This is a genomic window from Streptomyces sp. NPDC093149 (genome assembly GCF_044754145.1).
Classification (GTDB): domain Bacteria; phylum Actinomycetota; class Actinomycetes; order Streptomycetales; family Streptomycetaceae; genus Streptomyces.
Genome location: NZ_JBIVON010000001.1, coordinates 490,159 through 502,468, shown reverse-complemented (window position 1 = coordinate 502,468; position 12,310 = coordinate 490,159). Strand labels below are relative to the sequence as shown.

Below are 12,310 nucleotides of genomic sequence, written 5' to 3'. Positions count from 1 at the left end.
CATCCCCTGCCGATGAGTCGACCAGCGACACCCTAGTGCGGGGGATCGGGCGGGTATCCACGGACGTCGCCGGTTTGCAACAGCGATCGTCTCCGTCCACCCCGGACCCGACAAGGGCCGCTTCCGTGGCCGGTTCCTGGCCCTGCTCGCCGTCCTCGCGGAAGCCGGCTCCCCGGACGGCTCACGCCTGGCCGCTCCCGTGCGGCGCCGAAGCGTCCCACGTCCAGTACGCGATCGGCCTGGGCCGCATCCCGCCCGATGGAGCCCGGTTGCCGCACGGCATCCCGCACGCGGGACTGCGCCGGGCAGGCCGAGCAAAGGCACCGGACTTGCGGTGGAGCGGCTGGAGCGACGCGCCGGATCTGCGGCAGAACGGCGCGCCCCGAGCTCCGTTGACCATCTCGCCCCGCCCCCCAGGGACGCGGCATCGGCACCGGCGTGCTGCGCTCGCTGCTCGCGCGGGCCCGACGAGGAAGGCGTGACCGTGCGCCCGGACGTGCTGCAGGGCAGCGCCGCCCGCGCACTCCACGAGCGGCACGGCTTCACCGAGGAGAGGCAGGACCCGATCGACGTGTTCATGGTGCGCACCCCCGCGTACTGATCAAGGGGCGCCGACGCCGTCCGGTGCCGCGCCGTTTGGCCCACACCCGCAGAAACCCAGGCAACCCGCCCTCCGGATTCCCCGTCTATCCCCCCGCGGCAGCGGCTCGCCCCCCTCCGCCGCCCGCATGGAATCGGTACGCAGCGCAGGGCCGCACAACCGCCCGCTGCGGGGGAAGTGGACGGAGCACGGTGTGACGGATCGACCCGCGTTGCGCGCATCTCGTACGGGACTGTCGCGGCGCACCCTGCTGACGGCGGCCGGTGCGATGGGCCTGACCACCTTCGCCGCCTGCACCGCCCCCGCACCGCCGCGCCGCCGCAGCCCCACCGCCGACCCGCTGCCCGGCCTGCCGATCAGCACCCCGCACCCGGCCCTGATGATGCAGGTCCTCGCCCACCCGGACGACGACCTGTACTTCATGAACCCGGACGCCCAGCAGGCCCTCGACGCCGGGACACCGCTGGTCTGCGTCTATCTGACCGCGGGCGAGGCCACCGGCGTCAACCGTGTCCCCGGCCGGCCGTTGCCCGCCCCCGACAAGGCGGCGTACTCCTCCTCACGTCACCAGGGGCTCCGCCAGGCGTACGCGACGCTGCTCGGCCTCGGCAGGTTCACGAAGTGGCAGAAGTCCGTCATCGATCTCCGTGGCAACCATCGCGCCGAGATCAACCGCCTCGGAAACGGCAGCCACAGGGTCGAGCTGATCTTCATCAACACCACCATGCACACCTCGTACGGACGCCTCGGGCTGCCCAGCCTCTGGCAGGACCGGCGGCTCGTCCTGCCCACCGTCGTGGCCGACAACTCACCGCTCCAGAAGGCGGGTTCGTACACCTACGACGGGCTCGTCGACGTCCTGGACGGGCTGTTCGACCGTTATCGGCCGAGCATCGTGCACACCATGGACCCGGATCCCGACATCCAGCACAGCAGCGAGCTCGTCCGGCGACGGGACAGCGAGCAGAAGGGCTACTCCGACCACCCCGACCACACCGCGACGGCGTTGTTCACCTGGACGGCGCTGATCCGATGGGTGGCCCGGACCACCGCCGTGGGCGGCGGGGTGCCGAGCTTCGCCACCACGGCGTTCCGCGGCTACTACAACCGGCACTGGCCCAAGAACCTGGCGCCCGCCGTGCTGGCCGAGAAGGCTTCGCACCTGGTGCCGTACGGGGGCGCGGCCGACTGGCGGTGCGGCAATCCCGCGGGCTGCGGGGACTACAGCGTGGGCGGCGACCGACCGCTGACCAACCGGAAGGGCTGGGTGCGGGCCACCCACTACCGCTACCCGGGCCCACGCCCCGTCGTCGCCACCGGCACGGACGGCCGGCTCGTCGCGTACGGGGTGCTGGGGCTGCGGGCGGTGCGCTGGCGCGAGAGCGCGCCGGGCAGCGGGATGTGGAACGCACCGGACGACCTCGGCGGCGGCCCGCTCGCACCGATCCTGGGCGGCGCGCTCCTGCCGGACGGGCGGCAGTTGCTCTTCGGGCTGTGGTTCGCCGCGCTCAGCGGGCACGGCGGGAACAACGAACGCGAGATCGTCGTGCTGGAACAGCTCTCCCCCGGCGGCGACTTCCGTGCCTGGCAGGGGCTGGGCAACCCCGAGCGGAACGAGGACGACGGGCGCCGGATCGGCGTCCCGGTCGCGATCACCGCCCCCGACGGGCGGGTCCACCTCTTCGTGCGGAACGCGGAGAAGGGCCTCAGTACGCGGGTACGGAACACGGCCGGCCGGTGGAGCGGATGGCGGGACACGGGTGGCGGCGAGATCCAGGACGGGCTGAGTGCCGTGGTGGACGACGCAGGGTGTGTCCATGTGTTCGCGGCGGGCCGCTTCGCGGTGCACCACTGGACGCAGGACACGCCCGCGGACGAGGTCACCGCACGCACCCAGATCAGCGGGGTGCCGGTACCCGGCGACGGCCCGGCCGCGCTGCCCGGGGCGGACGGGACCGTCGAGCTGTTCTACCGCGCGGCCGCGAAGGCCGCTCTGACGACCGTTCGGACCGGGGAGACGGCGGCGGAGACCGGCATCGACGGCTACGGACGGCTGATCGAGGACCGGGTGGGCTTCAACGGGTACGGACCGGTCACCGCAGGCGGGTCGTCGCCACGCGCGGTACTGCTCGGCCGCACCGAGAAGGGCCTGATCCAGGTCCGCAGCGGCGGAGAGCTCTTCGTACGACAGCGCGGCCCCGTGGCGCTGGACGGCCCCGCGCTGCACATCGGGAAGGGCGGGCGCCCGACGGTGGTGGCACTGGGGGCCGACGCCCACCCCTGGCTCTGGCGCCCCCGGCAGACCTGACGCCGCGGGTGAGCGCATGCCGAAGGGCCCCGGTCCACCGCTTGCGCGGCGGGCCGGGGCCCTTCTTGGTGCTCTGTGCGGAGCAACCAGGTCAGACAGTCAGGTGATTACTTGACGATCTTGGTGACCTGGCCGGCGCCCACGGTCCGGCCACCCTCACGGATGGCGAACTTCAGGCCCTCTTCCATGGCGACCGGCTGGATCAGCGCGACGTTCATGACGGTGTTGTCGCCCGGCATGACCATCTCGGTGCCCTCGGGAAGGGTCACAACGCCCGTCACGTCCGTGGTACGGAAGTAGAACTGCGGGCGGTAGTTGTTGAAGAACGGGGTGTGACGGCCACCCTCGTCCTTCGACAGGATGTAGGCCTGGGCCTCGAACTCGGTGTGCGGCGTGACCGAACCGGGCTTGATGATGACCTGGCCGCGCTCGACGTCCTCGCGCTTGATGCCACGGAGGAGCAGACCGACGTTCTCACCGGCCTGGCCCTCGTCGAGCAGCTTGCGGAACATCTCGATGCCGGTGACCGTGGTGGTGGTCTTCTCGGTCTTGATACCGACGATGTCGACGGTCTCGTTGACCTTCAGGACACCACGCTCGATACGACCGGTGACGACGGTGCCACGACCGGTGATCGTGAAGACGTCCTCGATCGGCATCAGGAACGGCTTGTCGACGTCACGCTCGGGCTGCGGGATCGCCTCGTCGACGGCCTTCATCAGGTCGAGGACGGACTGGCCCCACTCCTTGTCGCCCTCGAGGGCCTTGAGCGCCGAGACCTTGACGACCGGAACGTCGTCGCCCGGGAACTCGTACTCGGAGAGGAGCTCACGGACCTCGAGCTCGACGAGCTCCAGGATCTCCTCGTCGTCCACCATGTCGGCCTTGTTCAGGGCGACGACGATGTACGGAACGCCGACCTGGCGGGCCAGGAGCACGTGCTCCTTGGTCTGCGGCATCGGGCCGTCGGTGGCGGCGACCACGAGGATGGCGCCGTCCATCTGCGCCGCACCCGTGATCATGTTCTTGATGTAGTCCGCGTGACCCGGGCAGTCGACGTGCGCGTAGTGACGCGACTCCGTCTGGTACTCGACGTGCGCGATCGAGATGGTGATACCGCGCTGGCGCTCCTCGGGAGCCTTGTCGATCTGGTCGAAGGCCGAGGCCTCGTTCAGGTCCGGGTACGCGTCGTGCAGCACCTTGGTAATGGCGGCCGTGAGGGTCGTCTTACCGTGGTCGATGTGACCGATGGTGCCGATGTTGACGTGCGGCTTAGTCCGCTCGAACTTCGCCTTCGCCACTGGGTCCTCCTGTGGAGTGGTTCTGTACGCCTTGCTTCATCGGCGCCAGGTGATCTTTGCTGGGATGCCGGGGCCGGGGGCAATCGCCGCATTGCTTGCGCTCCGCGACGAATGCCCCCCAGGCTCCGGTGACAAGCCTAAAGCGTGAGCTCGGGAGAGTTACTCGCCCTTGGCCTTCGCGATGATCTCCTCGGCGACGTTCCGCGGAACCTCGGCGTAGGAGTCGAACTGCATCGAGTAGCTTGCGCGACCCGAGGTCTTGCTGCGGAGGTCTCCGACGTAGCCGAACATCTCCGAAAGGGGCACGAGGCCCTTCACGACGCGAGCGCCGCTGCGCTCCTCCATGGCCTGGATCTGGCCACGGCGGGAGTTGATGTCACCGATGACATCGCCCATGTAGTCCTCGGGCGTGGTCACCTCGATGGCCATCATCGGCTCGAGGAGCACGGGGGACGCCTTGCGGGCACCCTCCTTGAACGCCTGCGAACCGGCGATCTTGAACGCCAGCTCGGAGGAGTCGACCTCGTGGTAGCCACCGTCGAGAAGGATGACGCGGACGCCGACCATCTCGTAGCCGGCCAGGATGCCGAACTGCATGGCTTCCTGAGCACCCGCGTCCACCGAGGGGATGTACTCACGGGGGATGCGGCCACCGGTGACCTTGTTGACGAACTCGTACGAGGTCTCGCCGCTCTCGATGGGCTCGATCGCGATCTGCACCTTGGCGAACTGACCGGTACCACCGGTCTGCTTCTTGTGGGTGTAGTCGATGCGCTCGACGGCCTTGCGGATCGTCTCGCGGTACGCGACCTGGGGCTTGCCGACGTTCGCCTCGACGCGGAATTCGCGCTTCATGCGGTCGACGAGCACCTCGAGGTGGAGCTCACCCATACCACCGATGATGGTCTGGCCGGTCTCCTCGTCCGAGTGGACCTGGAAGGAGGGGTCCTCCTCCGAGAGACGCTGGATGGCGACACCCAGCTTCTCCTGGTCACCCTTGGACTTGGGCTCGATGGCGACCTGGATGACCGGCGCCGGGAAGTCCATGGACTCCAGGATCACCGGGTTCTTGTCGTCGCACAGCGTCTCACCGGTGGTGGTCTGCTTCAGGCCCATGACGGCGATGATGTCGCCGGCGCCCACCGAATCGATCTCCTCACGCTTGTTCGCGTGCATGCGGTAGATCTTGCCGATGCGCTCCTTCTTGCCCTTGACGGAGTTCAGCACCGCGGTGCCGGACTCCAGGCGGCCCGAGTAGACCCGGACGAAGGTGAGCTTGCCGAGGTGCGGGTCGCTCATGATCTTGAACGCGAGGGCCGCGAGCGGCTCGTCGTCGGACGGCTTGCGCTTGACGACCTCCTCCGGGTCCTTGACGCTGTGGCCCTCGATGGCCTCGACGTCCAGGGGGGAGGGGAGGTAGCGCACGACGGCGTCGAGCAGGGGCTGGACGCCCTTGTTCTTGAACGCGGTGCCGCAGAACACGGGGGTGACGGTCGTCTCGCCGCCCTTGCCCGAGTTGATGGTGATGCGACGGATGCCCTCGTAGAGCTGCTCCACGGAAGGCTCTTCGCCCTCCAGGTAGAGCTCCATGAGCGTCTCGTCGTTCTCCGCGGCGGCCTCGAGCAGCTTGGCGCGCCACTCGTCGGCAGCCTCGACCAGGTTGGCCGGGATGTCGACGATGTCGTACGCCTCGCCCTTGGTCGCCTCGGCGGGGTAGACGAACGCCTTCATCGTCACGAGGTCGACGACACCCGTGAAGTCGGCCTCGGCACCGATGGGGAGCTGCATCACGATCGGGGTCGCGCCGAGGCGGTCCGTGATCATGGTGACGCAGCGGAAGAAGTCGGCACCGGTACGGTCGAGCTTGTTGACGAAGCAGATACGCGGCACGCCGTAGCGGTCCGCCTGACGCCAGACGGTCTCGGACTGCGGCTCGACGCCCGCCACACCGTCGAACACGGTGACGGCGCCGTCGAGGACGCGGAGCGAACGCTCCACCTCGACGGTGAAGTCGACGTGACCCGGGGTGTCGATGATGTTGATGGTGTGGTCAACATCATTGAGCGGCCAGTGGCAGGTCGTCGCGGCAGACGTGATCGTGATGCCGCGCTCCTGCTCCTGCTCCATCCAGTCCATCGTGGCAGCGCCGTCGTGGACCTCACCGATCTTGTACGAAACGCCGGTGTAGAACAGGATCCGCTCAGTGGTGGTCGTCTTGCCCGCGTCGATGTGGGCCATGATCCCGATGTTGCGGACCTTGGCCAGGTCAAGCGAAGTGGTGGCCATAAGGCTCAATCTTCTCTCGGTCTCGATGTGGGTAGCGACTACCAGCGGTAGTGCGCGAAGGCCTTGTTGGACTCGGCCATCTTGTGGGTGTCCTCACGCTTCTTGACAGCAGCGCCAAGACCGTTGGAGGCGTCGAGCAGCTCGTTCATGAGGCGCTCGGTCATGGTCTTCTCGCGGCGGGCGCGGGAGTAACCCACGAGCCAGCGCAGCGCGAGGGTGGAGGCACGACCGGGCTTGACCTCGATCGGCACCTGGTAGGTGGCGCCACCGACACGGCGGGACTTGACCTCGAGCGCGGGCTTGACGTTCTCAAGCGCACGCTTCAGCGTGATGACCGGGTCGTTGCCGGTCTTCTCGCGGAGGCCTTCCATGGCGCCGTACACGATCCGCTCGGCGGTGGAGCGCTTGCCGTTGAGCAGGATCTTGTTGATCAGCGAGGTGACAAGAGGAGAACCGTAGACCGGGTCGATGATGACCGGGCGCTTCGGGGCGGGGCCCTTACGAGGCATTCTTACTTCTCCTTCTTGGCGCCGTAGCGGCTGCGGGCCTGCTTGCGGTTCTTGACACCCTGGGTGTCAAGGGAGCCGCGGATGATCTTGTAACGAACACCCGGCAGGTCCTTCACACGGCCACCACGCACGAGCACGATGGAGTGCTCCTGCAGGTTGTGTCCCTCACCCGGGATGTAGGCCGTGACCTCGATACCGGAGGTCAGACGCACACGCGCGACCTTACGGAGTGCCGAGTTCGGCTTCTTCGGGGTGGTCGTGAACACACGCGTGCAGACGCCGCGGCGCTGGGGCGAACCCTCAAGTGCGGGCGTCTTGTTCTTCTCGACCTTGTCCTGCCGGCCCTTCCGGACCAGCTGCTGGATCGTAGGCACTACTTCTCCGGTTTCTGTGTGCCGTTCGTGAAACTAACCTGGAACGTCACCGACCCACGCGGTCGGGTGTGTCGAATGCTGCAGGCTCCTGCCGCAAGGCAGAAGGAGGCGCAGATTGCGGTGGCCGTTGGCGGACTCGCCATGCGGTTGAAGACACGCACACGAGCCCAGGCACACCCCAGGCACAAGGTCTGAGCGTACCTACCTCGTCGACTCCGGTCAAAACAAATCCTGTCCACGGCGACACGCCGTGCGGCAACGGCCTCAGCGCGTGACGAGCACGGCCGTGATGAACCCTGCCAGGAGCAACACCCAGCCGACGATCGACACCCAGCCCAGCACGAGCCCGGCGACCGCCAGGCCGTCGCCCTGCTCGTCGCCGCGGCGTATCTCCTTGCGCGCCATATGCCCGAGAACCACCGCGGGCACGCCCGTCACCACAGTCACCGGAGCCAGTACGCCGAACATCAGCGCACCCTTGGCCTTGCCGTTCGTCCTGGGCTGCGGCGCGGGCAGGAAGGTCGCCGGCACCGCGACGCCGGAATATCCGGTGGGCGCGGGCTGGGCGAACGCGGGACCCTGCGGCAGGTCTCCGACGAGAAGGGTCAACTCCCCCACCGTACGAGCCGCGTGGGCCCGCGCGACCCGCTTCTCCAACTCGTCGCTCTCAAGACGTCCCTCCGCGAAACCGGCCCGCAGCACATCCACAGCGCGCTCGCGCTCCGCGTGCGAGGCCAGCATCGACGGGCTCTGCCCGGACAGCCGGTCGGGCTGCCTCGACGGATATGACACAAACATCTCCCCCGGACGGTCGGAATCCCCCATGCTCCGTCACCCATGCGTGACGGGATCGACTTTACGGCCTGCCCGCACACGCCGGAGGGCGGCCACCCCGTGCGTACGGGATGGCCGCCCTCCGGTCGTTCAGGCGACCCGCTTACTGGTTGTACGGACCGTAGTCGTAGTCCTCCAGCGGAACGGCCTGGCCGGAGCCCGTGCCGAACGGCGAGTAGTCGATGTCGTCGTAGCCGACGGCCGAGTACATCGCGGCCTTGGCCTCCTCGGTCGGCTCGACCCGGATGTTGCGGTAGCGGGACAGGCCCGTACCGGCCGGGATGAGCTTACCGATGATGACGTTCTCCTTGAGACCGATCAGGGAGTCCGACTTGGCGTTGATCGCCGCGTCGGTCAGAACCCTGGTCGTCTCCTGGAAGGACGCCGCCGACAGCCACGACTCGGTGGCGAGCGAGGCCTTGGTGATACCCATCAGCTGCGGACGGCCGGAGGCGGGGTGACCGCCCTCGGTGACCACACGACGGTTCTCGGTCTCGAACTTCGAGCGCTCGACGAGCTCGCCCGGCAGCAGTTCCGCGTCGCCGGACTCGATGATCGTCACACGGCGCAGCATCTGCCGGATGATGATCTCGATGTGCTTGTCGTGGATCGACACACCCTGCGAGTTGTAGACCTTCTGGACCTCGCCGACCAGGTGGACCTGGACGGCGCGCTGGCCGAGGATCCGCAGCACGTCGTGCGGGTTGGTGGCACCCACGGTGAGCTTCTGGCCCACCTCGACGTGGTCGCCCTCGCCCACCAGCAGACGGGCACGCTTCGAGATCGGGAACGCCGTCTCGTCGCTGCCGTCGTCCGGGGTGACGACGATCTTCTTGGTCTTCTCGGTCTCCTCGATACGGACGCGGCCGGCCGCCTCCGAGATCGGGGCGACACCCTTGGGCGTACGGGCTTCGAAGAGCTCGACGACTCGGGGCAGACCCTGGGTGATGTCGTCACCGGCCACACCACCGGTGTGGAAGGTACGCATCGTCAGCTGGGTACCGGGCTCACCGATGGACTGGGCGGCGATGATGCCGACCGCCTCACCGATGTCGACCAGCTTGCCGGTGGCGAGCGAGCGTCCGTAGCAGAAGGCACAGGTGCCGACCGCGGACTCACAGGTCAGGACCGAACGGGTCTTGACCTCCTCGACGCCGGCGCCCACCAGGGCGTCGATCAGGACGTCACCGAGGTCGACGTTGGCAGGCGCGATGACCTTGCCGTCGACGACGACGTCCTCGGCGAGCATGCGGGCGTAGACCGAGGTCTCGACGTCCTCCGTCTTGCGGAGCACGCCGTCCGCACCCTTGACGGCGATCTTCAGCTTCAGGCCGCGGTCGGTGCCGCAGTCCTCCTCGCGAATGATCACGTCCTGCGAGACGTCCACCAGACGACGGGTCAGGTAACCCGAGTCGGCGGTACGCAGGGCGGTGTCCGCCAGACCCTTACGGGCACCGTGCGTGGAGATGAAGTACTCCAGAACGGTGAGGCCCTCACGGAAGGACGCCTTGATGGGACGCGGGATCGTCTCGTTCTTGGCGTTGGACACCAGACCACGCATACCGGCGATCTGACGCATCTGCATCATGTTTCCTCGGGCACCCGAGTCAACCATCATGAAGATGGGGTTCGTCTTGGGGAAGTTCGCGTTCATCGCCTCGGCGACCTCGTTGGTCGCCTTGGTCCAGATCGCGATGAGTTCCTGCGTGCGCTCGTCCTTGGTGATCAGACCGCGCTCGTACTGCTTCTGGACCTTCTCGTCCTGCGCCTCGTAGCCGGCGACGATCGCCTTCTTGGCCTCGGGGACCACGACGTCGGAGATGGCCACGGTGACACCGGAACGGGTCGCCCAGTAGAAGCCCGCCGCCTTCAGGTTGTCGAGCGTCGCCGCCACGATGACCTTGGGGTAGCGCTCGGCGAGGTCGTTGACGATCTCGGAGAGCTGCTTCTTGCCGACGGAGTAGTCGACGAACGGGTAGTCCTCGGGCAGCAGCTCGTTGAAGAGCGCGCGGCCCAGCGACGTACGCAGCCGGAACGTGTCGCCCTGCTGGTACGGCCGCTCCCCGACGGCGTCGTCCCCTTCCTCGGCGACCGGCGGCACCCAGCCGCGCGGCGGGATGGTGCCCACCGGGAAGCGGATGTCGACCTTCGCCTGGAGCGACAGCTCCCGGGCGTCGAAGGCCATGATCGCCTCGGCCGTGGAACCGAAGGAACGGCCCTGTCCGACGACGTTGCGCTCCTCCTCGTCCGTGGTGAGGAAGAACAGGCCCAGCACCATGTCCTGGGTCGGCATGGTGACCGGACGGCCGTCGGCCGGCTTCAGGATGTTGTTCGAGGACAGCATCAGGATGCGGGCCTCGGCCTGCGCCTCCGCGGAGAGCGGCAGGTGCACGGCCATCTGGTCACCGTCGAAGTCCGCGTTGAACGCGGTGCAGACGAGCGGGTGGATCTGGATGGCCTTGCCCTCGACCAGCTGCGGCTCGAAGGCCTGGATGCCGAGGCGGTGCAGGGTCGGCGCACGGTTCAGCAGCACCGGGTGCTCGGCGATGACCTCTTCGAGGACGTCGTACACCACGGTGCGGCCGCGCTCGACCATGCGCTTGGCCGACTTGATGTTCTGCGCGTGGTTCAGGTCGACCAGGCGCTTCATCACGAACGGCTTGAAGAGCTCCAGCGCCATGGCCTTCGGCAGACCGCACTGGTGCAGCTTGAGCTGCGGGCCGACGACGATCACGGAACGCGCGGAGTAGTCCACACGCTTACCGAGAAGGTTCTGACGGAATCGACCCTGCTTGCCCTTCAGCATGTCGCTGAGGGACTTGAGCGGGCGGTTGCCGGGACCGGTGACCGGGCGACCGCGGCGGCCGTTGTCGAACAGCGCGTCGACGGCCTCCTGCAGCATCCGCTTCTCGTTGTTCACGATGATCTCGGGGGCACCGAGGTCGAGAAGACGCTTGAGGCGGTTGTTGCGGTTGATCACACGGCGGTACAGGTCGTTCAGGTCGGAGGTCGCGAAGCGGCCACCGTCCAGCTGCACCATCGGACGCAGGTCCGGCGGGATGACCGGCACGCAGTCGAGCACCATGCCCTTGGGCTTGTTGCTGGTCTGCAGGAACGCGGAGACGACCTTCAGGCGCTTGAGCGCACGGGTCTTCTTCTGGCCCTTGCCGGTACGGATGATCTCGCGGAGGCGCTCGGCCTCCTCGTCGAGGTCGAACGACTCCAGGCGCTTCTGCAGAGCGGCGGCGCCCATGCAGCCGTCGAAGTACGTGCCGAAGCGGTCACGCAGCTCGCGGTAGAGCAGCTCGTCGCCCTCCAGGTCCTGGACCTTGAGGTTCTTGAAGCGGCTCCACACCTCGTCGAGGCGGTCGATCTCGCGCTGCGCGCGGTCGCGCAGCTGCTTCATCTCACGCTCGGCGCCCTCGCGCACCTTGCGGCGCACATCGGCCTTGGCGCCCTCGGCCTCCAGCTCGGCCAGGTCGGTCTCGAGCTTCTTGGCGCGGGCCTCGAGGTCGGCGTCGCGGCGGTTCTCGATCTGCTGACGCTCGACGGAGACGTGCGCCTCCAGCGAGGGCAGGTCGCGCGTGCGGCGCTCCTCGTCCACGAACGTGATCATGTACGCGGCGAAGTAGATGACCTTCTCGAGGTCCTTCGGCGCGAGGTCGAGCAGGTAGCCCAGACGCGACGGGACGCCCTTGAAGTACCAGATGTGGGTGACGGGAGCGGCAAGCTCGATGTGGCCCATGCGCTCACGGCGCACCTTGGCGCGCGTGACCTCGACGCCACAGCGCTCACAGATGATGCCCTTGAAGCGGACACGCTTGTACTTGCCGCAGTAGCACTCCCAGTCCCGGGTCGGACCGAAGATCTTCTCGCAGAAGAGTCCGTCCTTTTCGGGCTTGAGCGTGCGGTAGTTGATGGTCTCCGGCTTCTTCACTTCGCCGTGCGACCAGGTCCGGATGTCGTCCGCGGTGGCAAGGCCGATCCGCAGCTCGTCGAAGAAGTTGACGTCGAGCACTTGTCGTCAATCCCTCTTTCGGGGGTTCGAGCCCCCTCGCGTCACGCGAGAAAATGGGGCACTTCAGCAATGGTCTGAA

Annotated in this window: 7 protein-coding genes and 1 pseudogene; 2 read left to right on the top strand and 6 right to left on the bottom strand. The window is 67.6% G+C overall.

What is annotated here, in order from left to right:
• Positions 1-405 precede the first annotated feature (405 nt).
• Positions 406-601: pseudogene (locus tag ACIQCZ_RS02450) on the top strand (GNAT family N-acetyltransferase); the annotation flags it as partial.
• A 268-nt stretch (positions 602-869) separates the two neighbouring features.
• On the top strand, positions 870-2,909 hold the full coding sequence (locus ACIQCZ_RS02445) for a PIG-L family deacetylase (protein ID WP_402280191.1): 2,040 nt from the start codon (positions 870-872) through the stop codon (positions 2,907-2,909).
• Between the two features lie 107 nt (positions 2,910-3,016).
• Here ACIQCZ_RS02445 and tuf read toward each other — a convergent pair whose 3' ends face one another.
• From tuf to ACIQCZ_RS02415, 6 genes are all read right to left on the bottom strand, one after another.
• Entirely contained in the window at positions 3,017-4,210 is a 1,194-nt protein-coding gene (gene tuf / locus ACIQCZ_RS02440; RefSeq protein ID WP_351078042.1) for an elongation factor Tu, read from the bottom strand.
• A gap of 159 nt (positions 4,211-4,369) precedes the next feature.
• Entirely contained in the window at positions 4,370-6,496 is a 2,127-nt protein-coding gene (gene fusA / locus ACIQCZ_RS02435; RefSeq protein ID WP_402278912.1) for an elongation factor G, read from the bottom strand.
• Between the two features lie 38 nt (positions 6,497-6,534).
• Positions 6,535-7,005 (bottom strand): 30S ribosomal protein S7, encoded by a 471-nt coding sequence (rpsG, locus tag ACIQCZ_RS02430; RefSeq protein ID WP_402278910.1) that lies wholly within the window; start codon positions 7,003-7,005, stop codon positions 6,535-6,537.
• A 2-nt stretch (positions 7,006-7,007) separates the two neighbouring features.
• The gene (gene rpsL, locus ACIQCZ_RS02425; protein ID WP_003948652.1) at positions 7,008-7,379 is read right to left on the bottom strand and encodes a 30S ribosomal protein S12; all 372 of its coding nucleotides are present in this window, start codon (positions 7,377-7,379) and stop codon (positions 7,008-7,010) included.
• A 264-nt stretch (positions 7,380-7,643) separates the two neighbouring features.
• Positions 7,644-8,177: a DUF1707 and DUF4190 domain-containing protein gene (locus tag ACIQCZ_RS02420; RefSeq protein WP_402278908.1), complete on the bottom strand. Its 534-nt coding sequence runs from the start codon at positions 8,175-8,177 to the stop codon at positions 7,644-7,646.
• 139 nt (positions 8,178-8,316) lie between these two features.
• Positions 8,317-12,231 carry a DNA-directed RNA polymerase subunit beta' gene (locus ACIQCZ_RS02415; protein WP_402278906.1) on the bottom strand — a complete coding sequence of 1,305 codons (3,915 nt, stop codon included), beginning with the start codon at positions 12,229-12,231 and terminating at the stop codon, positions 8,317-8,319.
• Positions 12,232-12,310 lie beyond the last annotated feature (79 nt).